Below are 23,106 nucleotides of genomic sequence, written 5' to 3'. Positions count from 1 at the left end.
GGCGTCCGAGACGTCACAGTCCGGTGAGGATTGCGCGCGACGCACGTTTCGCCGCGGCACGTACCCCCTGGTCATCACCGTGGTCACGTCCGTGGTCACACCCGGGGCAGCGACTCCGCCGCGAGGCCGCCCTCGATGGCGAGGATGCGGTGCAGCCGGGTGGCCACCAACAGGCGCTGCATCTGCGGCGGTACGCCGCGCAGCACCAGGCGGCGGCCGCAGCGGCCGGCGCGCCGGTGGGCGCCCATGATCACACCGAGTCCGGTGGCGTCCCAGGAGTCCAGTTCGGACAGGTCGAGTACGAGGTCGCCGACTCCGTCGTCGACCGCCGTGTGCAGGGCCGTACGGGCGTCCGCCGCGCTGCGGACATCGAGGCGGCCCCCGACGACCAGCTCGGCGTGGTCGCCCCTGATGTGCATATGCGCTCCCCTAAGCGTGCGACGGTGCTCCGCGGTATGGCTGTCCGGCGTTGCAACCTCTGACTGCGAGAAGCGGCCGGAGGTTGCCGTCTGTAAGCGAACCGATACCGAATTCACCCCTAGGTGTGATGCGCCTGGGGTGTGTGCGGTGGTTGTACAAGATCTCAGTATCTGTAGAGCCCTGCCCGCTCCTGCACCAGATGTCACCGGCGTCCACCGTCCGGCGCATCGGTCGGCCCACCGCCTGTTGGGGACCCTAGCGCTCGCGCGGGGCGGTGCGGCGGGCTAAGTAACGCGTTTCACGTCTCACGACATGAGACGCCCGTCACGTGCCCCGACGGGAAGTCCTGGACAGGGCAGGCGAGTTCACCTTTTCGCCCAGAAGTCACCTTCTTTGTCCCTACTGTCCGTGCGCTGGAACCGGGGCGGGCGCCTCGGATAGAGCCCACCCATGAGAACCCGAATCGCCGCCGCGGCACTCACGTCTTCCCTCCTCTGCCTTCCCCTGGCCGGATGCGGCACGAGCGACGACGGCACCGACACCGAGCAGCCTCCCTCTACGGCCACCGCGAAGGCAGCGCCGGAGTCCTCCGAGCCCCGCACGCCCGAGGAGTTCCTCGCCCGCGCCCGGCAGGCGATGTCCGGCGAGCCCGGCTGGACGTTCACCGTGGCGGGCAGTGAGGGCCTGGCCTCCCCCGGCGGTGACAGCACCGCCACGTACACGGCCACGGTCGACCGCACGACCGACAACCCCATGACCCTCCACTCCACCGGCACCACCCGCTCCAAGGGCGTCGACAAGCCGGAGGAGGTCTACGTCGTCGACGGCACCGCCCACGTCAAGAAGGGCACCGACGGGGCCTGGAAGAGCGGCCCGGTCACCGACCCGGAGATGGCGAACGTGATCGAGGACCCGCTCACCGCCCTCGACGCGTTCGCGGGCCACGGCGAGGTGTCCGTACGGACGTCACCCGAGGCCGTCGAACTGCGCGCGGCACTCGGCTCACCGGCCACCCTGTCCGCCGTACGGGACGAGCCGGTCGCGCAGAAGGCAGTACGTGAATTCCAGTCGACGCTGGACCAGTTGCGCGCGGCCGGCGTCTCCGCGCCGGACGACCGGATCACCGTGGAGAGCGTCGAGGAGACCGTGACCCTCGACCCGTCGACGTACCGCCTCACCGCGCACCGCTTCCGCTGCGTCTTCCTGATCCCCTACCAGGGACGGACGATGCGCTACAGCCAGGACGTCTCCGAGCGCACCGAGGGCGTGTTCACGGGGACCGTCACCCTGCCGGCGGGCGTCGCGGCAAGCTCGTGACCAGCGAGACGGGAATCACAGGACCCGGTTGCAACTCCCGGCCCGGTCAGTGTGTCGTACGGTGCGCCCCCCGCCCTACCCATCGGGAGAAGTACGTGCACAACCACCTTCGCCGCGCAACCGCGGCCGCCTTCGCCGCCTCCGCGCTGGCCCTGCTCGCCGCCTGTGGCGACGGCGCCGCGGACGGCAAGGCCGCCACCCCGCGCGACGAGACCTCGGCCGCATCGGCGTCGGCCTCCCCCACCCCCTCCGAGCCGGCGGCCGAACCGCTGAGCAGCCGTGAGGCGAAGAAGGCCCTGCTGGCCGACGGCGATCTTCCGCAGGGCTGGAAGCGCGACCCCGAGCTGATCATCGACGCGTCCGGCGGCGCCCCCGAGGACCTGCTCGCCAAGCCGGCCGACGCGACCTGCCTGCCGCTGGTCGACCTCTTCAACACCGGCCGGGTCGCCGACGGCTACAAGGCGAACGCGCAGGCGGTCTTCCTCAAGGGCGACAGCATCTTCGGCCATGACGTCAGCGCCTACGCCGCCGACAAGGCGGAGAGCGTGATGACCGCGCTGGGCAAGGCCGTCACCGGCTGCGGCACCTTCGACTCCGAGTACGGCGGCGGGAAGGCCAAGGTCACCACCAAGCCCCTGAAGGTGACCGAGGCCGGCGACGAGACGCTGGGCTTCAGCGTCAAGGTGGACCTCGGCGACGAGGTGGTGGACGTGGAGTACGGCGTGGTCCGCGACGGCGCCAACATCACCAGCGTCCAGCACAACTGGGTCGACGACCACGACGCCGACGCCTTCACGAAGGGCCTGGCCAAGGCCGCCGAGAAGCTGAGCGCGGCAGCCGGGAACTGACCCTGTTCGCGGCCGGGGCCGGCGTCGCTACGCTGGCCCCATGGTCAATCTCACCCGCATCTACACCCGGACCGGCGACCAGGGCACCACGGCCCTCGGTGACATGAGCCGGGTCCCCAAGACGGACCTGCGGATCGCGGCGTACGCCGACGCGAACGAGGCGAACGCGGTGATCGGTACGGCGATCGCGCTGGGCGGGCTGGACCAGGAGGTCGTCAAGGTCCTCACCCGGGTGCAGAACGACCTGTTCGACGTGGGCGCGGACCTGTCGACGCCGGTGATGGAGAACCCGGAGTTCCCGCCGCTCAGGGTCGAGCAGTTCTACGTCGACCGGCTGGAGGCCGACTGCGACCGCTTCAACGCGGAGCTGGAGAAGCTGCGCTCCTTCATCCTGCCGGGCGGCACCCCGGGCGCGGCCCTGCTGCACCAGGCGTGCACGGTCGTACGCCGGGCGGAACGCTCCACCTGGTCCGCCCTGGAGGTGCACGGCGAAGTGATGAACCCGCTGACCGCCACCTACCTCAACCGCCTCTCCGACCTGCTGTTCATCCTGGCCCGCACGGCGAACAAGACGACCGGCGACGTGCTGTGGGTGCCGGGCGGGGAGCGCTAGGCGGTCTTCTGCCGCTTGGGGAACAGCGTGTAGCCGGCCGCGATGATCAGGTTGATGCCGATCACCCACAGCATCCGGTACCGCCAGGTCTCAAGGGAGCCGGTGTCGCCCTCGTCGCCGACGTACCAGATGGCGGACTGCAGCAGTGCGATGGCGACGACGGCGGCCAGGATCCAGCGGCCGGCGACCTTCCACTCGTGGATCGCGCGGGCGGTGCCGTACTTCGGCGGCCGTACGGGCCGCGGGCCGTCGGCGAAGCGGTGGGCGACCCTGGCGTCGGCCCACTTGACGGTGGAGTGCCCGAGGCCGACCGTGAAGCCGATGTAGACGGCGGCGAGACCGTGCTTCCAGTCCGGCTCGGCGCCGTTCCTCAGGTCGATCGCGGTCACGACGAACAGCACGATCTCCAGCAGCGGCTCGCACAACAGCAGGGCCAGGCCGGTCCGGGGCATCCGCAGCACGTACCGGAAGGTCAGCCCGGTGGCCAGCAGCACCCAGAAGGCCACCTCGCAGGCGACGATCAACCAGACGATCACGGTTCGCTCCTCTCGCTCACCCCTCCAGGCTCGCGGCAAAATCCGTCGGTCACGTCGTCGTCGATGACGAAGTCGCGGTACATCGAAAGATGCACCAGGACGCCGTCCGGGACCCTCCCCACGGTTCAGGCGGGCGGCGCCCGGGCCGTGTTGGATGGGGTCATGGCCGTACGACTCCCCCGCCCGCACCGCTTCGACGTGCTGCTCGCGGTCGCCGGGCTGCTCGGCGGGCTCGCGATGTACGCGCTCGGCCTGCACACGTCGGGCAGCGGACTGATCTCGTCCACGTGGGGGACCATCCCGCTGACCGTGATGGCCGGTCTGGAGCTGCTGCGTCGGACGAAACCGCAGTTCGCGCTGGTGATGGGCACGCTCGCCCTGACGTTCGACATGCTCACCCCGGGCAACGCGGCGACCATCATCATGTACACGGACCTCGCCTACTCGGCCGTGCTGTACGGCTCCCCGGCCGCCGCCCGCCGCATCCCCGTCACCACCGGACTGGCCACCCTCGCCGTGACGCTCGGCTTCCTGATCTGGTGGCGGAATCCGCAGGCCCTGTTCGTCGGACTGGGCGCGGGCATCGTGTCGTTCGGTCCGGCCGCCACCGGCGCCCTGGTGCGCAACCACCGCGACGCGGCCGAGGCGGCCCGGCTGCACGCCGAACAGACCGCGCTGCTGGCCGAGATGGACCGGGCGCAGGCGGTGACCGCCGAACGGGCACGGATGGCAAGGGAGTTGCACGACATGGTCGCCAACCACCTCTCGGCGATCGCCATCCACTCCACGGCCGCGCTGTCCCTGGACGATCCGAAGACCTCCCAGGAGGCCCTCGCCGTCATCCGGGAGAACAGCGTCGAGGGGCTGGCCGAGATGCGCAGGCTGATCGGCATCCTGCGCGACAGCAGCGGCGATCTCGAGCCGTCCGTGGCCCCGACGCTCGACGGGCTCGGCGCGCTGGTGGAGGGCGCCCGCACCAACGGGCTCGACATCACCCTCGAAGACGCGGAGGACGCCGAGGACACCGACCACGGCCCGCTGCCCGCCCCGGTCGAGCTGGCCGCCTACCGGATCGTCCAGGAGTCGCTGACCAACGCCCTGAAACACGCCGCCCCCGGCCGGGTGCGGGTGTCGCTCGACCGCCGGGACGAGTGCCTGATGATCGCGGTGACCAGTCCGTACGGTGGTGACGGCGGCCCCCGCGCGCCCGGCTCCGGCGCCGGTCTGGTCGGCATGCGGGAGCGGACGGCCCTGCTGGGCGGCACGTTCGCGGCCGGGCCGGAGGGCGCCCGGTGGACCGTACGCGCCACGCTGCCCCTGACCGAAGGAGCCTGACCGTGATCCGTGTGCTCGTCGCCGAGGACCAGTCCGCCGTGCGCGCCGGGCTGGTGCTCATCCTGCGCAGCGCGCCCGACATCGAGGTGGTCGGCGAGGCGGCGGACGGGGAGGAGGCGGTGGCGCTGGCCCGGGAGACACGGCCGGACCTGGTGCTGATGGACGTTCAGATGCCGCGCCTGGACGGGGTGTCGGCGACCCGGCGGGTGGTCGAGGAGGGGCTCGCGGACGTCCTCGTACTGACCACCTTCGACCTCGACGAGTATGTGTTCGGCGCGCTGCGGGCGGGCGCGGCCGGGTTTCTGCTGAAGAACACGGAGGCGCGGGACCTGATCGAGGCGGTCCGTACGGTGGCCGCCGGCGAGGGCATCGTCGCGCCGGCCGTCACCCGCCGGCTGATCGCCGAGTTCGCGGCCGGTTCGGTACGGCCGTCGAAGGCCGATCCGGCGGTGCTGGAGGGTCTGACCCGCCGGGAGCGGGAGGTGCTCTCCTGTCTCGGTGAGGGGCTGTCCAACGCGGCGATCGCCGAGCGGCTGGACATGGCGGAGGCGACGGTGAAGACGCACGTCAGCCGGTTGCTGGGGAAGCTGGGGCTGCGCAGCCGGGTGCAAGCGGCGGTGCTGGCGCAGGACTTGGGGATCTAGCCGCACCACGGTCTGCGTGGTCCAGACCTATTGACCCATGGTCCAGACCTTTCTATTCTCGCCGCACCGTGGGCTGAAGGCTCAGTCATGCCCACGACACCCCACACCTCACAGAGGGAGGCGCAGCATGCGCTTCAGACACAAAGTGGCGGCCGGACTCGCCGCGCTGGCGCTTCCGTTGGCGGGACTGGTCGGGCTCGCGAGCCAGGCACAGGCCGCGACGAGCGCCACCGCCACCTACACCAAGGCATCGGACTGGGGCACCGGCTTCGAGGGCCGGTGGACGGTCAAGAACACCGGCACCACCACCATCAGCTCCTGGACGGTCGAGTGGGACTTCCCCTCCGGCACGTCCGTGACCTCCGCCTGGGACGCCGACGTCACCTCCTCCGGCACCCACTGGACCGCGAAGAACAAGTCCTGGAACGGCAGCCTCGCCCCCGGCGCCTCCGTCTCCTTCGGCTTCAACGGCGCCGGCACCGGCTCCCCCGCGAACTGCAAGCTCAACGGCGGCAGCTGCGACGGCACCACCGTCCCCGGTGACACGGCCCCGTCCGCGCCGGGCACCCCGACCGCCTCCAACATCACCGACACCTCGGTACGGCTGAGCTGGTCGGCCGCCACCGACGACAAGGGCATCAAGAACTACGACGTGCTGCGCGACGGCGCCAGGGTCGCCACCGTCACCACGACCTCGTACACCGACAGCGGACTGACCGCCGGCACCGACTACTCCTACTCCGTCCGGGCCCGCGACACCGCCGACCAGACCGGCCCGGCCAGCGGCGCGGTCTCCGTGCGCACCACCGGCGGCAGCACCGAACCCCCGACCCCCGGCAGCAAGGTCAAGCTCGGCTACTTCACCGAGTGGGGCGTCTACGGCCGCAACTACCACGTCAAGAACCTGGTGACCTCGGGCTCCGCCGCCAAGATCACCCACATCAACTACGCCTTCGGCAACGTCAAGAACGGCCAGTGCGTCCTCGACGACGCCTACGCGGCCACCGACAAGGCGTACACCGCCGACCAGTCCGTCAGCGGCGTCGCCGACACCTGGGACCAGCCGCTGCGCGGCAACTTCAACCAGCTGCGCCAGCTGAAGGCCAAGTACCCGCACATCAAGGTGCTGTGGTCGTTCGGCGGCTGGACCTACTCCGGCGGCTTCGGCCAGGCCGCGCAGAACGCGACCGCCTTCGCCAAGTCCTGCAAGGCCCTGGTGGAGGACCCGCGCTGGGCCGATGTCTTCGACGGCATCGACATCGACTGGGAGTACCCGAACGCCTGCGGGCTGACCTGCGACACGTCCGGCTTCGCCGCGTTCCGTACGCTGTCCCAGGCACTGCGTGCCGAGTTCGGGGCGAACTACCTGGTCACCGCCGCCATCACCGCCGACGCCTCGGCCGGCGGCAAGATCGACGCGGCCGACTACGGCGCGGCCGCGCGGTACCTCGACTGGTACAACGTGATGACGTACGACTACTTCGGCGCCTGGGACAGGACCGGACCGACCGCTCCGCACTCGCCGCTGACGTCGTACGCCGGCATCCCGAAGGACGGCTTCAACTCGGCCGCCGCCATCGCCAAGCTCAAGGCGAAGGGCGTCCCGGCGCCCAAGCTGCTCCTCGGCATCGGCTTCTACGGCCGCGGCTGGACCGGCGTCACCCAGTCCGCACCGGGCGGCTCGGCGACGGGGGCCGCGCCCGGCACGTACGAGGCGGGGATCGAGGACTACAAGGTCCTGAAGACCGCGTGCCCGGCGACCGGGACCGTCGGTGGTACCGCCTACGCACACTGCGGCAGCAACTGGTGGTCCTACGACACGCCCTCGACCATCGCCGGGAAGATGAGCTGGGCCAAGAACCAGGGTCTCGGCGGAGCGTTCTTCTGGGAGTTCAGCGGTGACACCGCGAATGGTGAGCTGGTCACGGCCATCAACAGCGGGCTGAACTGATTGTCCGCAGTATCGCGCCGCGGCGGGCCTTCGGGTTCGTTCGCGGCGCGGTCGTGCTTCGGGTGCGGTTGCGTTGTGGCTGGTCGCGCAGTTCCCCGCGCCCCTTGGGTTGGCAGACTCACGCCACGTTGACACGCTGGCCGGGGGGCGCTGCCTCCAGCCACGCGAGGAAACCTGTCAGCGCGTCTTCGCTCATCGCCAGCTCCAGGCGGGTGCCCCGGTGCAGGCAGGTCAGAATGACCGCGTCCGAGAGGAGAGCCAGCTCCTCCTCGCCCTCGGGGAGGCGGCGGCCGGCCACCTCGATCGAGTCGCGCTGGAGGATGCGGCGGGGGCGGGGGGCGTAGGAGAAGACGCGGAACCACTCGATGCGGTCACCGTTGTAGCGGGCGACGCCGTAGCTCCAGCCCTTGCCGCTGGTGTCGGGGTTCTCCGGCACGTCCCAGCGCAGGGAACAGTCGAAGGTGCCGCCCGAGCGCTGGATGAGTCTGCGGCGCAGGCCGAACACGAACAGCCCGAGCACCACCAGGGCCACGACGATTCCGCACACAGTCAGAGCGAGGACCATCGACACCGACCTCCTCGTCTCCTAGATCGCGGAACAGGTAACGGAACGTAAAAAACACCCGGATTCACCTCAGCCGCGGCTGGATCCGGATCGCTCCGGTTCCAGCCGCGGCTGAGTTGCGTCATCGCGTGGCGAGCTGTGGTCAGCGCACCGTCGCCGCCCGCAGGCGGACCTCGGCACGGCGCAGGGCGTGCGCGTCCTCGTCCGCCTTCGCACGCTCAAGCGCCCGCTCCGCGCGCTGGACGTCGATCTCCTCCGACAGCTCGGCGATCTCGGCCAGCAGCGACAGCTTGTTGTCCGCGAACGAGATGAAACCGCCGTGCACCGCGGCGACGACCGTTCCACCTTCACTCGTACGGATGGTCACCGGGCCCGACTCCAGCACACCGAGCAGCGGCTGGTGACCGGGCATGACGCCGATGTCGCCGGACGTGGTGCGCGCGACGACCAGGGTGGCCTCGCCGGACCAGACCTGGCGGTCGGCGGCGACCAGCTCGACGTGCAGCTCAGCAGCCAAGGGTGGCTCCTCGGGTCACCACCCGGCTCTTTCTCGCCGGGTGTCAGTTACAAGTCTAATGGGCGTGACAGAGGGGGCGGGACGACCCCGCCCCCTCATATGTCACACGAGCACCGGGGTCAGGAGACGCCCAGTTCCTTCGCGTTCTTCTTGAGGTCCTCAAGACCACCGCACATGAAGAACGCCTGCTCCGGGAAGTGGTCGAACTCGCCGTCGCAGATCGCGTTGAACGCGGCGATCGACTCGTCCAGCGGCACGTCCGAACCGTCCACGCCGGTGAACTGCTTGGCGACGTGGGTGTTCTGGGACAGGAAGCGCTCCACGCGACGGGCACGGTGGACGACGAGCTTGTCCTCCTCGCCGAGCTCGTCGATACCGAGGATCGCGATGATGTCCTGGAGGTCCTTGTACTTCTGCAGGATCGTCTTGACGCGCATGGCGGCGTCGTAGTGGTCCTGCGCGATGTAGCGCGGGTCCAGGATGCGGGACGTGGAGTCCAGCGGGTCCACGGCCGGGTAGATGCCCTTCTCGGAGATCGGACGGGACAGAACCGTCGTCGCGTCGAGGTGGGCGAAGGTGGTGGCCGGGGCCGGGTCGGTCAGGTCGTCGGCGGGGACGTAGATCGCCTGCATCGAGGTGATCGAGTGACCGCGGGTCGAGGTGATGCGCTCCTGGAGGAGACCCATCTCGTCGGCCAGGTTCGGCTGGTAGCCCACGGCGGAGGGCATACGGCCGAGCAGGGTCGACACCTCGGAACCGGCCTGGGTGAAGCGGAAGATGTTGTCGATGAAGAACAGCACGTCCTGCTTCTGGACGTCGCGGAAGTACTCCGCCATCGTCAGACCGGCCAGGGCCACGCGCAGACGGGTGCCCGGGGGCTCGTCCATCTGACCGAAGACCAGCGCGGTCTTGTCGATGACGCCGGAGTCCGACATCTCCTCGATGAGGTCGTTGCCCTCACGGGTGCGCTCACCGACACCGGCGAACACCGACACACCGTCGTGGTTGTTGGCGACGCGGTAGATCATCTCCTGGATGAGCACCGTCTTGCCGACGCCGGCGCCGCCGAACAGACCGATCTTGCCGCCCTTGACGTACGGGGTCAGCAGGTCGATGACCTTGACGCCGGTCTCGAACATCTCGGTCTTCGACTCGAGCTCGTCGAAGTTCGGCGCCTTGCGGTGGATGGACCAGCGCTCGCCGTCGTAGGACTCGTCGACGTTCAGCACCTCACCGAGGGTGTTGAACACCTTGCCCTTGGTGAAGTCGCCGACCGGGACGGTGATGCCCGTGCCGGTGTCGGTGACCGGGGCCTGGCGGACCAGACCGTCGGTGGGCTGCATGGAGATGGTGCGGACCAGGCCGTCACCCAGGTGCTGGGCGACCTCCAGGGTCAGCGTCTTCTTCTCGCCCGCGTTGGCCGGGTCGGAGACCTCGACGTGGAGGGCGTTGTAGATGTCCGGCATCGCGTCGACGGGGAACTCCACGTCGACGACCGGGCCGATGACCCGCGCGACGCGGCCAGTGGCCACGCCAGCAGGAGCGGTCGGCTCAACAGTGGTGGTCATTAGTTGTCACTCCCCGCGGTCGCGTCGGCCAGGGCGCTCGCGCCACCGACGATCTCGCTGATTTCCTGGGTGATTTCGGCCTGGCGGGCCGCGTTGGCAAGCCGGGAGAGCGTCTCGATGAGCTCTCCGGCGTTGTCGGTGGCCGACTTCATCGCGCGCCGCGTGGCGGCGTGCTTGGAGGCGGCCGACTGGAGCAGCGCGTTGTAGATCCGGCTCTCCACGTAGCGCGGCAGCAGGGCGTCGAGGACGTCCTCCGCCGAGGGCTCGAAGTCGTACAGCGGCAGAATCTCGCCCTTCGGCGTCGCCTCCGCCGCGACCTCGTCGAGGCTGAGCGGCAGCAGGCGGTCGTCGAGCGCCTGCTGCGTCATCATCGAGACGAACTCGGTGAAGACGATGTGGAGCTCGTCCACGCCGCCGTCGGCCGTGTCCTTCTCGATGGCCTCGATCAGCGGTGCCGCGACCTTCTTGGCGTCCGCGTACGTCGGCTCGTCCGTGAAGCCCGTCCACGACTCCGCGACCTTGCGCTCACGGAAGTTGTAGTGGGCCAGCCCGCGCCGGCCGACGATGTACGTGTCGACCTGCTTGCCCTCGCGCTCGAGGCGCGCGGTGAGCTGCTCCGCCGCCTTGATGGCGTTGGAGTTGAAGGCACCGGCGAGGCCACGGTCGCTCGTCAGGAGCAGCACCGCGGACCGCGTGACCGTCTCGGCCTGCGTGGTCAGCGGGTGCCTGGTGTTCGAGCCGGTACCCACCGCCGTGACCGCGCGGGTGAGCTCGGTCGCGTACGGCGTGGAGGCCGCCACCTTGCGCTGCGCCTTGACGACGCGCGAGGCGGCGATCATCTCCATCGCCTTGGTGATCTTCTTGGTCGCGGTGACGGATCGGATGCGACGCTTGTAGACCCGGAGCTGGGCTCCCATGAGTCAGGTCCCTTCCTTACGTCACTTGGAGACGCTGACGGCCGTGTCCTCGCCGAGCAGCTTGCCGTCCGAGGTCTCGAACTGCTTCTTGAACTCGGCGATGGCGTCGGCGATCGCCTGGATGGTGTCGTCCGACATCTTCGCGCCCTCCTTGATGGAGGTCATCAGGCCCTGCTCCTTGCGGTGCAGGTACTCGAGGAGCTCCTTCTCGAAGCGGCGGATGTCCGCGACCGGGACCTCGTCCATCTTGCCGTTGGTGCCGGCCCAGATGGAGACGACCTGGTCCTCGGTGGCCATCGGCTGGTACTGGGCCTGCTTCAGCAGCTCGACCATGCGCGAACCGCGCTCCAGCTGCGCCTTCGACGCGGCGTCCAGGTCGGAACCGAAGGCGGCGAACGCCTCCAGCTCACGGAACTGGGCGAGGTCGACGCGGAGCCGGCCGGAGACCTGGCGCATCGCCTTGTGCTGCGCGGAACCACCGACTCGGGAGACGGAGATACCGACGTTCAGCGCGGGACGCTGACCGGCGTTGAACAGGTCCGACTCCAGGAAGCACTGGCCGTCGGTGATGGAGATGACGTTGGTCGGGATGAACGCCGAGACGTCGTTGGCCTTGGTCTCGACGATCGGCAGACCGGTCATCGAGCCGGCGCCCATGTCGTCGGAGAGCTTGGCGCAGCGCTCCAGCAGACGGGAGTGCAGGTAGAAGACGTCACCCGGGTACGCCTCGCGGCCCGGCGGGCGGCGCAGCAGCAGGGAGACGGCGCGGTAGGCGTCGGCCTGCTTCGACAGGTCGTCGAAGATGATCAGGACGTGCTTGCCCTCGTACATCCACTGCTGGCCGATGGCCGAGCCGGTGTAGGGGGCGAGGTACTTGAAGCCGGCCGGGTCGGACGCCGGGGCGGCGACGATGGTCGTGTACTCCAGCGCGCCGTTCTCCTCCAGCGCGCGGCGGACCGACGCGATGGTGGAGCCCTTCTGGCCGATGGCGACGTAGATGCAGCGGACCTGCTTCTTGGGGTCGCCCGAGCGCCAGTTGTCGCGCTGGTTGATGATCGTGTCGACGGCCAGGGCGGTCTTGCCGGTCTGGCGGTCACCGATGATCAGCTGGCGCTGACCACGGCCGATCGGGGTCATCGCGTCGACGGCCTTGTAGCCGGTCTCCATCGGCTCGTGCACCGACTTGCGCTGCATGACCGTGGGGGCCTGCAGTTCGAGGGCGCGGCGGCCGGACGTCTCGATCTCGCCGAGGCCGTCGATCGGGTTGCCGAGCGGGTCGACGACGCGGCCGAGGTAGCCCTCGCCGACGGCCACGGAGAGGACCTCGCCGGTACGGGTGACCGGCTGACCCTCCTCGATGCCGCTGAACTCACCGAGGACGATGGCGCCGATCTCGCGCTCTTCCAGGTTGAGCGCGAGGCCGAGGGTGCCGTCCTCGAACTTCAGCAGTTCGTTGGCCATGGCCGAGGGCAGGCCCTCGACCTTCGCGATGCCGTCGCCGGCAAGGGTGACCGTACCGACCTCCTCGCGCGAGGCCGCGTCCGGCTTGTACGACTGGACGAAGGTCTCCAGTGCGTCCCGGATCTCCTCCGGCCGGATCGTGAGCTCCGCCATCTGGGTTCCCTGCTCTCCTTGTTGGGCCCGAAGTTTCACTTGGGGGGATGGGGGACTCCCCCCAATGAGAGGTGAATCCTCTGCACGGCCCAACCAGGGCCGTAAGTACGTTCTGTGGAATTGCTGCTAGCTCGCCATGCGGCGGGCGGCGTCCTCGATGCGGTCCGCGAGAGAGCCGTTGATGACCTCGTCGCCGACCTGCACCCGGATCCCGCCGACGACCGCGGGGTCGACGTCGAGGTTGAGGTGCATCGTGTGGCCGTACAGCTTGGCCAGGGCGGCGCCCAGGCGCTGCTTCTGTACGTCGCTCAGCGGCACCGCCGAGGTGACGACGGCCACGATGCGGTCGCGGCGCTCGGCGGCGAGCTTGGACAGGGAGTCCAGGCCCGCTTCCAGGCTACGACCCCGCGGCGCGGTCACAAGACGCGTCACCAGTCGTCCGGTGGCCGCGTCGGCCCGGCCGCCGAGCAGGCTGGCAAGCAGCTCGCCCTTGGCCGAGACGGTGGCCTTCCGGTCGGTCAGCGCGGCGCGCAGCTCGGTGTTCGAGGAGACGATGCGTCCGAAGCGGAACAGCTCGTCCTCGACGTTGTCGAGCGTGCCGGCCTGCTGGGCGGCGGTGAGGTCCGCGGTGTTCGCCAGCTCCTCCAGCGCGTCCACCAGGTCGCGCGACTGCGACCAGCGGGAGCGCACCATGCCGGCCACCAGGTCGGCGGCGGGGCCGCTGATCTGGCTGCCGAGCAGGCGCTGGGCCAGGTCGGCCTTGGCCTCGCCGGCCTGCGCCGGGTCGGTGAGGACCCGACGCAGCGACACCTCGCGGTCGAGCAGCGCGGTGACGGCCGCCAGCTCGTCGGCGAGCTGCGCCGCGTCCACGGACGTGGAGTCCGTCAGCGCGTCGAGACGCTCCCGTGCGGCTGCCAGGGCCTCGCGGCTCGCTCCGTGCGGCGATGTCATCGGGTTGCCTCGGCCTTCTCCTCGAGCTCGTCGAGGAAGCGGTCGATGACACGGCTCTGCCGGGCGTGGTCCTCCAGGGACTCGCCGACGAGCTTGCCGGCCAGCTCGGTCGCGAGCGTGCCGACGTCCTGGCGGAGCGCCTGCGCGGCGGCCTTGCGGTCGGCCTCGATCTGGGCGTGACCGGCGGCGACGATCTCCTCACGCTGCCGCTGGCCCTCCGCGCGCATCTCGGCGATGAGCGTGGCGCCCTGCTCCTGCGCCTCCTGGCGCAGACGCGCGGCCTCGTGCCGGGCCTCGGCGAGCTGAGCCTTGTACTGCTCGAGCACGCTCTGGGCCTCGGTCTGGGCGGCCTCGGCCTTCTCGATACCGCCCTCGATGGCCTCGCGGCGCTCTTCCAGAACCTTGTTGATGTTCGGGAGGAGCTTCTTGGCGAGGAAGCCGAAGACGATGACGAAGGCGAGCAGGCCGATGACAAGCTCAGGGATCGGCGGGACGAGAGGGTTCTCCCCCTCGCTCGCCGCGATGAGCAGCTGGCTCATGTGAGTGCCTTTCGTCTAGTCGGCTGGACTGGTGTCGCTGATCAGTAGCCGTAGACGAACGGCATGACCAGACCGATGAGGGCGAGCGCCTCACAGAAGGCGAAGCCGAGGATCTGGTTGGCACGGATCAGGCCGGCGGCCTCGGGCTGACGGGCCAGAGCCTGGGTGCCGTTACCGAAGATGATGCCGACGCCGACACCCGGGCCGATCGCGGCGAGGCCGTAACCGATGGAGCCGAGGGAGCCTTCAACAGCAGCAAGGGTCTGCATGCCAGTTCTTCCTTTTCTTTACGGACCGGTGGGGGTTGGCCACCGGACGAGTGGAGGTCTTGAGGGGGCGTGGCTCAGTGGTGCTCGGCCATGGCGCCCTGGATGTAGGTGCACGTCAGCAGAACGAAGACGTACGCCTGCAGGGCCTGGATGAACAGCTCGAAGGCGGTCATCACGATGACCATCACGAACGAGACGCCCGCGTAGGCGATGCCGAGGCCGTTCAGCATGTACCAGCTGGCGATGGTGAAGAGGACCAGCAGGGTGTGACCGGCGAACATGTTCGCGAAGAGTCGCACGGCGTGGGTGAACGGGCGGATCAGCAGGTTCGAGAAGAGCTCGATCAGCATGGCCAGCGGGAGGACGGCGCCGAGCGACTTGTCGTAGCCGGTGACGTTCTTCCAGAAGCCGACGAAGCCCTGCCGCTTGAAGGTCAGCGTCACCCAGGTGACGTAGACGATCAGAGCCAGGACCAGCGGGTACGAGATGATCGAGGTGACCGGGAACTGGGCGACCGGGATGATCGACCAGAGGTTCATCATCCAGACGAAGAAGAAGAGCGAGACGATGAGCGGGACGTACTTCTCGCCTTCCTTCTTGCCGATGGTCTCGTAGACGACGCCGCGGCGGATGAAGTCGTAGCCCGCCTCGGCCACCATCTGGAGCTTGCCCGGGACGACCTGCGGCCTGCGGAAGGCGGCCCAGAAGAAGCCGACGATGATGATCGAGCCGAGCAGCGCCAGCAGCATCGTCTTGTTGAAGTACAGGTTGCTGTCTCCGTCGCCCCACAGGGGCTGGAACAGGAACGAGTGCAGGCCCGGCGAGACCTCGGCGAAGCCACACCCGTCGAAGAGGTGGCAGTCGGTCTCGAAGGCGAGCACCTGCGTCGGGTCAGCACTCACCGCGGGCTCCTTCAGCGTGGCGCATAGGTACGGCAACCTCGTTGTGTCGGCGCGGCACGAGGCCGCGGTTCGGCACGGGACTGGTGTTACGGATGTGGGGGCGGCTGGGGGGCATCAAGCCTCGCGATCGAGCAGGCGTCAGCTCGGATGCCCGCGCCCGCGATGCCGCAGTTGGCACCGGACGATAGCAGGAGTTCTCAGGCGTCTTTATCCCGGCCCTACCTCTCACGACGAGTGCCCCGATTTATCGGGTTCGACGTAGAGGATCTTGGCCTTCATGTGCGCCCGCGTCTGCGCGGCGATCCAGACCAGGGTGCCGGCGAGCAGGGTGATGGCGAAGGCCCTCGGGTGGAACAGCGTGGTGTTCTTGAACGCGGCCAGGAAGACGAACAGCAGAAGAATCTGTGCCGCGTAGAGCATCAGCCCCATCGCCTGGAACAGATGGGGAAGCGATTTGGCGGTGCGCTGCAGGACGAAGAGACCGATCCCCATGAAGAGGATCACGATCACCGTCGCGACGACGGCCCCGATCGCCCCTTTGCCTCCCACGACCACACCGCTGACGACGGCGGCGATCGCGCCGGCGGCAGCTGTGGGCACAGCGGCCTGGGCAAGCATCCGGACGTCGTTGGACGGCATGGCGGCAACTCCGCTTTCAAAGGGGGGCAGGGGTGTCGTCATGGACGAGCGTAGTCCCCGGCGGAGGGGGTCGATACCTCACACCGACGGACCGTCGCACTACGGCCCTTCGGCCTTCCCCGGGGTTCTCGTGAACCGTATCACAAACTATTTGATGAGGTCTTTACCTGATGGGTGTGCTCGCTGTCACACGCGAGAGTGAGACTGCGCGTCTGAGCGAGAACCGCACCCTCTTGTCTGGTATTGGGGGTGTTCGTTCCCTCACGACTTGGTAATGCTCTAGTCAGATTCTTACCTAGGGCCGCGTGAGACGGCGGTCGCGCCATTGACGCCGGACACCCCGGCCGCCCCTGCCGCACCGGCGGCCACCGGAGTACGCGGCTCCTCCTCGGCCGCGGCCGGCTCCGCCGCCTCCACGACCGGCTTGCGCCGCCGGTAGCGCGGCGGCACGAAGGACTGCGCCCACAGCGGGGCACGCGGCGTGAACCGCGGCAGCAGAAGCAGCACCAGGCCGATCGCGCTGAGGAACACGATGCCGAGGACGATCCACATCGACGCCGAGTTGACCGAGTAGGCCAGCGCGCCGAACGCGATCAGCGCCGACCAGAAGTACATGATCAGCACCGCGCGGCTGTGCGAGTGGCCGATCTCCAGCAGCCGGTGGTGCAGATGACCCCGGTCCGCCGCGAACGGCGACTGACCGCGCCAGGTGCGCCGTACGATCGCCAGGATCAGGTCGGCCGCCGGGATCGCGATGATGGTCAGCGGCATCAGCAGCGGGATGTAGACCGGCACCATCTGGTGCACGGAGTTGCGCTCGGACCCGGCGAACAGGTTCATCAGGTCCGGGTCGATCTGCCCGGTGACCGAGATCGCGCCGGCCGCCAGCACCAGCCCGATCAGCATCGACCCCGAGTCGCCCATGAAGATCCGCGCCGGGTGCATGTTGTGCGGCAGGAAGCCCAGGCACATGCCCATCAGGATGGCGGCGAACAGCGTCGCGGGGGCGGCCGCCTCGATGGTGTAGCCGTACCAGATCCGGTAGGCGTACATGAAGAACGCCGCGGACGCGATGCACACCATGCCGGCCGCCAGACCGTCGAGGCCGTCCACGAAGTTCACCGCGTTGATCGTGATCACGACCAGCGCCACCGTCAGCAGCGTGCCCTGCCACTGGGTCAGCGCGACCGTGCCCACACCAGGGATGGGCAGCCACAGGATCGTCAGACCCTGGACGACCATCACGCCCGCGGCGATCATCTGCGCGCCCAGCTTGATCAGCGCGTCGATCTCGAACTTGTCGTCGAGGACGCCGATCAGCCAGATCAGGGCGGCCCCGGAGAGCAGCGCGCGCGGCTCGTTCGACTGCTCGAAGACCCCCTTGAGGTTGGTCAGATGGCTGGCCATCAGCAGGCCCGCGCACAGCCCGAAGAACATCGCGATCCCGCCCAGGCGCGGAGTGGGTTCCCGGTGCACGTCACGTGCCCGGATCTCCGGCATCGCCCCGGCCACGATCGCGAACTTCCGTACCGGCCCTGTCAGCAGATACGTCACCGCGGCCGTGATGCAGAGCGTCAGCAGGTATTCACGCACGGGCTTCCCCACAGGTCTCGCTGGCCATCTCAGCCCCACACCCTAGCGACGGGCGCATATGGTTGGGGACTTCCGGGTAGCCAGGATGGTTGCACGAGTGGCTGTGCGTCCGGTGGTACGGGCGTGCGCGTACCCCGGTTCAGCCGGGATACGGCGGAAATGCCGCCGTGAGATCGCGCACGTCCTCGCGGGCCCGCTTGGCCTCGGTCTTCTCCCGCAGCACCTCCGCCATCAGGGTCGCGATCCGCGCCATCTCCTCCTCCCCCATGCCCTGCGTGGTCACCGCCGCGGTGCCCAGCCGCAGGCCGCGGGCGTCGCCGTACGGCAGGGCGCAGCAGTCCAGTACGATCCCGGCGGCCGCCAGCCGGCCGCGCGCGGTGCGGCCGTCGACGCCCAGCGGGGCGGGGTCGGCGGTGATCAGATGGGTGTCCGTGCCGCCCGTGACGACGGCCATCCCCTCGGCGGCGAGCCCGTCCGCCAGAGCCCTCGCGTTGGCGACCACCTGATGGGCGTACGCGGCGAACGCCGGTGTTGCCGCCTCCCCGAACGCGACCGCCTTCGCGGCGATGGTGTGCATCTGCGCGCCGCCCTGGGTGAACGGGAAGACGGCCCGGTCGACGCGCTCGCCCAGCTCCGCGCCGCACAGCAGCATCCCGCCGCGCGGGCCGCGCAGCACCTTGTGGGTCGTCGCGCACACGATGTCGGCGTACGGCACCGGGCTGGGCGCCGCTCCCCCGGCGACCAGGCCGATGGGGTGGGCGGCGTCGGCGATCAGATAGGCGCCCACCTCGTCGGCCACGTCACGGAAATACCCGTAGTCGATGTGGCGCGGGTAGGCGATCGACCCGCAGACGATCGCCTTCGGCTGGTGCATCCGGGCCAGGGTGCGCACCTGCTCGTAGTCGATCAGCCCGGTCTCCGCGTCCACCCCGTAGGGGACGAAGTCGAACCAGCGCCCGGAGAAGTTCGCGGGCGAGCCGTGGGTGAGGTGGCCTCCGTGGGGCAGTCCGAGGGCCAGCACGGTGTCTCCTGGCCGCAGCAGCGCCGCGTACGCCGCCAGCACCGCCGACGAACCCGAGTGGGACTGCACGTTGGCGTGCTCGGCCCCGAACAGCGCCTTCGCCCTGTCCACGGCGATCCGCTCCGCGACATCGGCGATCTCGCACCCGCCGTGGTGCCGGGCCCCCGGATACCCCTCCGCGTACTTGTTCGCCAGCGGCGACCCCAGCGCGGCCAGCACTGCCTGCGAGGTGAAGTTCTCGGCCGCGATCAGCTGCAGCGTCCTCGCCTGCCGCGTCCGCTCCGCCAGCAGAATCTCGGCCATCTCGGGATCCTGCCGCTGCAGGACCCCGACCTCCTGGATATGACTGACCGTCATGATGCACTCCGGACGCGTCGACGCTGACGTACGTCCAATGTAGGCGGATTGCCCGGATACCGCCCCAGTTTGAGGTCCACCTGGCTGTGCGCAGTCGCCGCCCCGACCCCACCCGCCCCTGGCTGTGGACAATCGCCGCCCCCACCCCACCCGACCCACCAGGCTGTGGGCAGTCGTTCCGCAGGGCGGAACGGGTGGGCACAGCCCTCAGCGCCGGGCGCCGTACCGGCAGACCCCGGCAGTCACCCGGTCCGGGCCGGCACCCCGGTCAGCGCGGTCACCACCGGATCCAGCGCCTGGTGTATCTCGTCCCCGATGGACCGAAAGAAGGTCAGCGGCGCCCCGTACGGGTCATACACCTCGTCCGCCTCGGCAGTCGGCGCCAACAGCCACCCGCGTAGAGCCGCCGCAGCCCGCACCAACGCCCGCGCCCGCACCACCACCCCGTCCTCCAACGGCGGCAGCGTGGCCGGATCTATCGCCTTCACCAGCCGCGTGAACTCCTTCAGCGTGAAGGTCCGCAACCCCGCCGAATGACCCATGGAGATCACCTGCGCCCGATGATCCCGCGTAGCGGTCAGCACCAGATCCGCCATGATGACGTGCTCGTCGAGCAACTCCCGCCCCACGAACCCCGACGCGTCCGCACCGAAGTCGCCCAGCACGGTCTCCGCGTGGGACTCCATGGGCGCACCCTCGTGCCCCCATGTGCCCGCGCTCTCCACGATCAGCCCGCCGCCGAGCACGCCGAGCCGCTCCGCCACGAAATGGCGGGTCAGCCGCTCGGTGATGGGCGAGCGGCAGACATTGCCGGTGCTGACGTGGAGGATGCGGAAACTGTCGCGCGGAAGCCCGACGAACGTCGTCGTGATCTCCGCGGCACGCTCCCCGCCGCCTATGCCACGCCCCGCATCAGGGGCTGTCAATTGGCCACCTCGAGGTCGGGTACGACCTTCCGCAGCTCGTCGGCGGAGATCGCCCCTTCCCGCAGCAGCAGCGGCACCTCACGGCTGACGTCGACGATCGAGGACGGCACGATGCCGGGGGTGGGGCCGCCGTCGAGGTAGACGGAGACGGAGTCGCCGAGCATCTGCTGCGCGGCGTCGCAGTTCTCCGGCGCGGGGTGGCCGGTGAGGTTGGCGGAGGAGACCGCCATGGGACCGACCTCGGTGAGCAGCTCGATCGCGACGGGGTGCAGCGGCATGCGCACGGCGACCGTGCCCCGGGTGTCGCCCAGGTCCCACTGGAGGGACGGCTGGTGCTTGGCGACCAGCGTGAGCGCGCCCGGCCAGAACGCGTCGACCAGTTCCCAGGCCATCTCGGAGAAGTCGGTGACGAGACCGTGCAGGGTGTTGGGCGAGCCGATGAGCACCGGCGTGGGCATGTTGCGGCCCCGCCCCTTGGCCTCCAGCAGATCACCCACGGCATCGCCGGAGAACGCGTCCGCGCCGATGCCGTAGACGGTGTCCGTCGGCAGCACCACGAGCTCGCCACGGCGGACGGCGGACGCGGCCTCGCGCAGACCGGTCACACGGTCGGTCGCGTCGTTGGTGTCGTATCGCCGAGCCATAACTAGCGGGCCTCCTCGTACACGTACTGCGGAATGGAAGTCGGGGTGGTCACGGCAGCGCCTTGCGCGCGGTCGCGAAGCGCGGCCGGTTGTTGAGATCGGGGTGGTCGGCCGCGTCGGCCCAGCCCCGCTCCTCGGTGAAGATCCACGGCACCTGGCCGCCCTGGGTGTCGGCGTGCTCGATGACGACGACGCCGCCGGGGCGCAGCAGCCGGTGCGCGGTGCGTTCGAGGCCGCGGATCAGGTCGAGGCCGTCCTCGCCGGAGAACAGGGCCAGCTCGGGGTCGTAGTCGCGGGCCTCGGGGGCGACGTACTCCCACTCGGTGAGCGGGATGTACGGCGGGTTGGAGACGACCAGGTCGACCTGTCCGTCGAGGTCGTGGAAGGCGTCCAGGGCGTTGCCCTGCCGCAGGTCGACACGCGACCCCGCCATGTTCTTGCGGGTCCACACCAGGGCGTCCTCGGACAGCTCCACGGCGTGCACCCGCGAGCGCGGGACCTCCTGGGCGAGGGCGAGCGCGATGGCGCCGGATCCGGTGCACAGGTCGACGATGCACGGCTCGACGACGTCCATGGCGCGCACGGCGTCTATGGCCCACCCGACCACGGACTCGGTCTCGGGCCGGGGCACGAAGACGCCGGGGCCGACCTGGAGCTCCAGATAGCGGAAGTAGGCCCGCCCGGTGATGTGCTGCAGCGGTTCGCGCTGCTCACGCCGGGCGATGACCTCCCAGTACCGGGCGTCGAAGTCCGAGTCCTTCACGGAGTGCAGCTCGCCGCGCTTGACGCCGTGCACGAACGCGGCGAGCTCCTCCGCGTCGTTGCGCGGCGAGGGCACGCCGGCGTCGGCGAGCCGCTGGGTGGCCTGGGCCACCTCTGCGAGCAGCAGGTTCACGCAAGTCCTCCGGAAGTACTCGTACGTGCCGTTGTCGTGCGTTACGCGGCCGCCAGCTTCGCCGCCGAGTCCGCGTCGACGCATGCCTGGATCACCGCGTCGAGGTCGCCGTCCAGGACCTGGTCCAGGTTGTACGCCTTGAAGCCGACGCGGTGGTCCGAGATGCGATTCTCCGGGAAGTTGTACGTGCGGATCTTCTCGGAGCGGTCGACGGTGCGGACCTGGCTGCGGCGGGCGTCGGCGGCGTTGCGCTCCGCCTCCTCCTGAGCCGCCGCGAGCAGCCTGGAGCGCAGGATACGCAGGGCCTGCTCCTTGTTCTGCAGCTGGCTCTTCTCGTTCTGGCAGGAGGCGACGACTCCGGTCGGGATGTGCGTGATGCGCACGGCGGAGTCGGTGGTGTTGACGGACTGCCCGCCGGGCCCGGAGGACCGGTAGACGTCGATACGGAGGTCGTTCGGGTTGATCTCCACGTCCACCTCCTCGGCCTCGGGCGTGACCAGCACACCGGCGGCGGAGGTGTGGATACGGCCCTGGGACTCGGTGGCCGGCACGCGCTGCACGCGGTGCACACCGCCCTCGTACTTCAGCCGGGCCCACACGCCCTGGCCGGGCTCCAGCTGGCCGCGGGCCTTCACGGCGACCTGGACGTCCTTGTAGCCGCCCAGCTCGGACTCGGTGGCGTCGATGATCTCGGTCTTCCAGCCGACCCGCTCGGCGTACCGCAGGTACATGCGCAGCAGGTCACCGGCGAACAGCGCGGACTCGTCACCGCCGGCGCCCGCCTTGATCTCCAGGATGACGTCCTTGTCGTCACTCGGGTCGCGCGGGACCAGCAGGAAGCGGAGCTTCTCCGTCAGCTCCTCGCGCTGCTCGGTGAGGTCCTTGACCTCGGCCGCGAAGTCCGGGTCGTCGGCGGCGAGCTCACGGGCGGTCTCGATGTCGTCGCCCGTCTGCTTCCAGGAGCGGTACGTGGCGACGATCGGGGTGAGCTCGGCGTAGCGCTTGTTCAGCTTGCGCGCGTTGGCCTGGTCGGCGTGGACCGAGGGGTCCGCGAGCTTCTTCTCCAGGTCAGCGTGCTCGGTGACCAGTTCCTCGACGGCCTCGAACATCTTGGGCTCCTGTGCGTGTACGTGGGTGAAGTGGCGGGCGACCAAAAACGCCGGTCCAGGGCGCACCCCGGGCGGGGATGCGACCGTGGACCGGCGAAGAGGGGCTCGCTACTTCTTGGAGCCGGCGGCAGCCTTGCCGAAGCGGGCCTCGAAGCGGGCCACACGGCCACCGGTGTCGAGGATCTTCTGCTTGCCCGTGTAGAACGGGTGGCACTCGGAGCAGACCTCGGCGCGGATGGTGCCGCTCTCGATGGTGCTGCGGGTGGTGAACGACGCGCCGCAGGTGCAGCTGACCTGCGTCTCGACGTACGCGGGGTGGATGTCGCGCTTCAAGGTGTCTCCTAGGTTTCGGGAGGGCGCCGGGTCGCTGTCGCGGGCTGCGAGAGCGTGAACCGGAGCCGACGTACCAGTCTGCC

At 69.5% G+C, this 23,106-nt stretch carries 25 protein-coding genes; 6 read left to right on the top strand and 19 right to left on the bottom strand.

Annotated elements, in window-relative coordinates; all coding sequences use genetic code 11:
- Positions 1-95 precede the first annotated feature (95 nt).
- Entirely contained in the window at positions 96-419 is a 324-nt protein-coding gene (locus ACH5AC_RS03890; protein ID WP_398859982.1) for an STAS domain-containing protein, read from the bottom strand.
- Positions 420-870: 451 nt separating this feature from the next.
- On the opposite strand from ACH5AC_RS03890, the gene ACH5AC_RS03885 reads away from it, so the two are divergent.
- The 3 genes from ACH5AC_RS03885 (at position 871) to ACH5AC_RS03875 (ending at position 3,198) form a co-directional block, all read left to right on the top strand.
- Positions 871-1,737 carry a hypothetical protein gene (locus ACH5AC_RS03885; RefSeq protein ID WP_398859981.1) on the top strand — a complete coding sequence of 289 codons (867 nt, stop codon included), beginning with the start codon at positions 871-873 and terminating at the stop codon, positions 1,735-1,737.
- A 95-nt stretch (positions 1,738-1,832) separates the two neighbouring features.
- A complete protein-coding gene (locus ACH5AC_RS03880; RefSeq protein WP_398859980.1) occupies positions 1,833-2,585 on the top strand; it encodes a hypothetical protein in 753 nt (250 codons plus the stop codon).
- 40 nt (positions 2,586-2,625) lie between these two features.
- A complete protein-coding gene (locus ACH5AC_RS03875; RefSeq protein ID WP_398859979.1) occupies positions 2,626-3,198 on the top strand; it encodes a cob(I)yrinic acid a,c-diamide adenosyltransferase in 573 nt (190 codons plus the stop codon).
- On the opposite strand, the gene ACH5AC_RS03870 is transcribed toward ACH5AC_RS03875, so the two are convergent.
- Positions 3,195-3,734: a hypothetical protein gene (locus ACH5AC_RS03870; RefSeq protein WP_398859978.1), complete on the bottom strand. Its 540-nt coding sequence runs from the start codon at positions 3,732-3,734 to the stop codon at positions 3,195-3,197. The genes ACH5AC_RS03875 and ACH5AC_RS03870 overlap by 4 nt on opposite strands.
- A gap of 162 nt (positions 3,735-3,896) precedes the next feature.
- Here ACH5AC_RS03870 and ACH5AC_RS03865 point away from each other — a divergent pair, with 162 nt between their 5' ends.
- The 3 genes from ACH5AC_RS03865 (at position 3,897) to ACH5AC_RS03855 (ending at position 7,664) form a co-directional block, all read left to right on the top strand.
- The gene (locus ACH5AC_RS03865; protein WP_398859977.1) at positions 3,897-5,069 is read left to right on the top strand and encodes a sensor histidine kinase; all 1,173 of its coding nucleotides are present in this window, start codon (positions 3,897-3,899) and stop codon (positions 5,067-5,069) included.
- 2 nt (positions 5,070-5,071) lie between these two features.
- Positions 5,072-5,713 (top strand): response regulator, encoded by a 642-nt coding sequence (locus tag ACH5AC_RS03860; protein WP_398859976.1) that lies wholly within the window; start codon positions 5,072-5,074, stop codon positions 5,711-5,713.
- Between the two features lie 127 nt (positions 5,714-5,840).
- Positions 5,841-7,664 carry a glycosyl hydrolase family 18 protein gene (locus ACH5AC_RS03855; protein WP_398859975.1) on the top strand — a complete coding sequence of 608 codons (1,824 nt, stop codon included), beginning with the start codon at positions 5,841-5,843 and terminating at the stop codon, positions 7,662-7,664.
- Positions 7,665-7,782: 118 nt separating this feature from the next.
- Here the strand turns inward: ACH5AC_RS03855 and ACH5AC_RS03850 are convergent, their stop codons facing one another.
- The 17 genes from ACH5AC_RS03850 to rpmE all read right to left on the bottom strand — a co-directional run bounded on the left by ACH5AC_RS03850 (position 7,783) and on the right by rpmE (position 23,023).
- On the bottom strand, positions 7,783-8,229 hold the full coding sequence (locus tag ACH5AC_RS03850) for a DUF2550 domain-containing protein (RefSeq protein WP_398859974.1): 447 nt from the start codon (positions 8,227-8,229) through the stop codon (positions 7,783-7,785).
- 142 nt (positions 8,230-8,371) lie between these two features.
- Positions 8,372-8,746 carry a F0F1 ATP synthase subunit epsilon gene (locus tag ACH5AC_RS03845; RefSeq protein ID WP_398859973.1) on the bottom strand — a complete coding sequence of 125 codons (375 nt, stop codon included), beginning with the start codon at positions 8,744-8,746 and terminating at the stop codon, positions 8,372-8,374.
- 119 nt (positions 8,747-8,865) lie between these two features.
- Positions 8,866-10,314 carry a F0F1 ATP synthase subunit beta gene (atpD, locus tag ACH5AC_RS03840; protein ID WP_398859972.1) on the bottom strand — a complete coding sequence of 483 codons (1,449 nt, stop codon included), beginning with the start codon at positions 10,312-10,314 and terminating at the stop codon, positions 8,866-8,868.
- The gene (locus ACH5AC_RS03835) at positions 10,314-11,231 is read right to left on the bottom strand and encodes a F0F1 ATP synthase subunit gamma (RefSeq protein WP_398859971.1); all 918 of its coding nucleotides are present in this window, start codon (positions 11,229-11,231) and stop codon (positions 10,314-10,316) included. Before ACH5AC_RS03835 ends, atpD begins: the two co-directional genes overlap by 1 nt.
- A 21-nt stretch (positions 11,232-11,252) precedes the next feature.
- Complete coding sequence (gene atpA / locus ACH5AC_RS03830) at positions 11,253-12,845, bottom strand: F0F1 ATP synthase subunit alpha (protein ID WP_398859970.1); 1,593 nt, start codon at positions 12,843-12,845, stop codon at positions 11,253-11,255.
- A gap of 126 nt (positions 12,846-12,971) precedes the next feature.
- Positions 12,972-13,796 (bottom strand): F0F1 ATP synthase subunit delta, encoded by an 825-nt coding sequence (locus tag ACH5AC_RS03825; RefSeq protein WP_398859969.1) that lies wholly within the window; start codon positions 13,794-13,796, stop codon positions 12,972-12,974.
- Positions 13,793-14,335 carry a F0F1 ATP synthase subunit B gene (locus tag ACH5AC_RS03820; RefSeq protein ID WP_398859967.1) on the bottom strand — a complete coding sequence of 181 codons (543 nt, stop codon included), beginning with the start codon at positions 14,333-14,335 and terminating at the stop codon, positions 13,793-13,795. The genes ACH5AC_RS03825 and ACH5AC_RS03820 overlap by 4 nt, the downstream gene beginning before the upstream one ends.
- Before the next feature lie 41 nt (positions 14,336-14,376).
- Complete coding sequence (gene atpE, locus ACH5AC_RS03815) at positions 14,377-14,604, bottom strand: ATP synthase F0 subunit C (protein ID WP_398859966.1); 228 nt, start codon at positions 14,602-14,604, stop codon at positions 14,377-14,379.
- Between the two features lie 74 nt (positions 14,605-14,678).
- The gene (atpB, locus tag ACH5AC_RS03810; protein ID WP_398859965.1) at positions 14,679-15,506 is read right to left on the bottom strand and encodes a F0F1 ATP synthase subunit A; all 828 of its coding nucleotides are present in this window, start codon (positions 15,504-15,506) and stop codon (positions 14,679-14,681) included.
- Positions 15,507-15,731: 225 nt separating this feature from the next.
- Positions 15,732-16,145, bottom strand: a complete 414-nt coding sequence (locus ACH5AC_RS03805; RefSeq protein WP_398860073.1) for a hypothetical protein — start codon at positions 16,143-16,145, stop codon at positions 15,732-15,734.
- A gap of 291 nt (positions 16,146-16,436) precedes the next feature.
- Positions 16,437-17,738 (bottom strand): MraY family glycosyltransferase, encoded by a 1,302-nt coding sequence (locus ACH5AC_RS03800; RefSeq protein WP_398859964.1) that lies wholly within the window; start codon positions 17,736-17,738, stop codon positions 16,437-16,439.
- 139 nt (positions 17,739-17,877) lie between these two features.
- Entirely contained in the window at positions 17,878-19,116 is a 1,239-nt protein-coding gene (glyA, locus tag ACH5AC_RS03795; RefSeq protein ID WP_398859963.1) for a serine hydroxymethyltransferase, read from the bottom strand.
- Between the two features lie 242 nt (positions 19,117-19,358).
- Positions 19,359-20,042 carry a protein-tyrosine-phosphatase gene (locus ACH5AC_RS03790; protein ID WP_398859962.1) on the bottom strand — a complete coding sequence of 228 codons (684 nt, stop codon included), beginning with the start codon at positions 20,040-20,042 and terminating at the stop codon, positions 19,359-19,361.
- The gene (locus ACH5AC_RS03785) at positions 20,039-20,686 is read right to left on the bottom strand and encodes an L-threonylcarbamoyladenylate synthase (RefSeq protein ID WP_398859961.1); all 648 of its coding nucleotides are present in this window, start codon (positions 20,684-20,686) and stop codon (positions 20,039-20,041) included. The genes ACH5AC_RS03790 and ACH5AC_RS03785 overlap by 4 nt, the downstream gene beginning before the upstream one ends.
- A 49-nt stretch (positions 20,687-20,735) precedes the next feature.
- Positions 20,736-21,581 carry a peptide chain release factor N(5)-glutamine methyltransferase gene (gene prmC / locus ACH5AC_RS03780; RefSeq protein WP_398859960.1) on the bottom strand — a complete coding sequence of 282 codons (846 nt, stop codon included), beginning with the start codon at positions 21,579-21,581 and terminating at the stop codon, positions 20,736-20,738.
- A 41-nt stretch (positions 21,582-21,622) separates the two neighbouring features.
- Positions 21,623-22,690 carry a peptide chain release factor 1 gene (gene prfA / locus ACH5AC_RS03775; protein WP_398859959.1) on the bottom strand — a complete coding sequence of 356 codons (1,068 nt, stop codon included), beginning with the start codon at positions 22,688-22,690 and terminating at the stop codon, positions 21,623-21,625.
- 108 nt (positions 22,691-22,798) lie between these two features.
- A complete protein-coding gene (rpmE, locus tag ACH5AC_RS03770; protein WP_014675000.1) occupies positions 22,799-23,023 on the bottom strand; it encodes a 50S ribosomal protein L31 in 225 nt (74 codons plus the stop codon).
- Between the last annotated feature and the right edge of the window lie 83 nt (positions 23,024-23,106).

The organism is Streptomyces sp. NPDC018693 (assembly GCF_044391385.1).
In the GTDB taxonomy this organism is placed as follows: Bacteria; Actinomycetota; Actinomycetes; order Streptomycetales; family Streptomycetaceae; genus Streptomyces.
The sequence above is the reverse complement of the archived record's forward strand: the minus strand, read 5'-3'. Positions and strand labels throughout refer to the sequence as shown.

Excerpts from the sequence above, each read along its gene's own strand:
- ACH5AC_RS03890 (WP_398859982.1), bottom strand. The coding sequence starts at position 419 with ATGCACATCAGGGGCGACCACGCCGAGCTGGTCGTCGGGGGCCGCCTC.
- ACH5AC_RS03885 (WP_398859981.1), top strand. The coding sequence starts at position 871 with ATGAGAACCCGAATCGCCGCCGCGGCACTCACGTCTTCCCTCCTCTGC.
- ACH5AC_RS03875 (WP_398859979.1), top strand. The coding sequence starts at position 2,626 with ATGGTCAATCTCACCCGCATCTACACCCGGACCGGCGACCAGGGCACC.
- ACH5AC_RS03865 (WP_398859977.1), top strand. The coding sequence starts at position 3,897 with ATGGCCGTACGACTCCCCCGCCCGCACCGCTTCGACGTGCTGCTCGCG.
- ACH5AC_RS03855 (WP_398859975.1), top strand. The coding sequence starts at position 5,841 with ATGCGCTTCAGACACAAAGTGGCGGCCGGACTCGCCGCGCTGGCGCTT.
- ACH5AC_RS03850 (WP_398859974.1), bottom strand. The coding sequence starts at position 8,229 with ATGGTCCTCGCTCTGACTGTGTGCGGAATCGTCGTGGCCCTGGTGGTG.
- atpD (WP_398859972.1), bottom strand. The coding sequence starts at position 10,314 with ATGACCACCACTGTTGAGCCGACCGCTCCTGCTGGCGTGGCCACTGGC.
- ACH5AC_RS03835 (WP_398859971.1), bottom strand. The coding sequence starts at position 11,231 with ATGGGAGCCCAGCTCCGGGTCTACAAGCGTCGCATCCGATCCGTCACC.
- atpA (WP_398859970.1), bottom strand. The coding sequence starts at position 12,845 with ATGGCGGAGCTCACGATCCGGCCGGAGGAGATCCGGGACGCACTGGAG.
- ACH5AC_RS03825 (WP_398859969.1), bottom strand. The coding sequence starts at position 13,796 with ATGACATCGCCGCACGGAGCGAGCCGCGAGGCCCTGGCAGCCGCACGG.
- ACH5AC_RS03820 (WP_398859967.1), bottom strand. The coding sequence starts at position 14,335 with ATGAGCCAGCTGCTCATCGCGGCGAGCGAGGGGGAGAACCCTCTCGTC.
- atpE (WP_398859966.1), bottom strand. The coding sequence starts at position 14,604 with ATGCAGACCCTTGCTGCTGTTGAAGGCTCCCTCGGCTCCATCGGTTAC.
- ACH5AC_RS03805 (WP_398860073.1), bottom strand. The coding sequence starts at position 16,145 with ATGCCGTCCAACGACGTCCGGATGCTTGCCCAGGCCGCTGTGCCCACA.
- glyA (WP_398859963.1), bottom strand. The coding sequence starts at position 19,116 with ATGACGGTCAGTCATATCCAGGAGGTCGGGGTCCTGCAGCGGCAGGAT.
- ACH5AC_RS03785 (WP_398859961.1), bottom strand. The coding sequence starts at position 20,686 with ATGGCTCGGCGATACGACACCAACGACGCGACCGACCGTGTGACCGGT.
- prfA (WP_398859959.1), bottom strand. The coding sequence starts at position 22,690 with ATGTTCGAGGCCGTCGAGGAACTGGTCACCGAGCACGCTGACCTGGAG.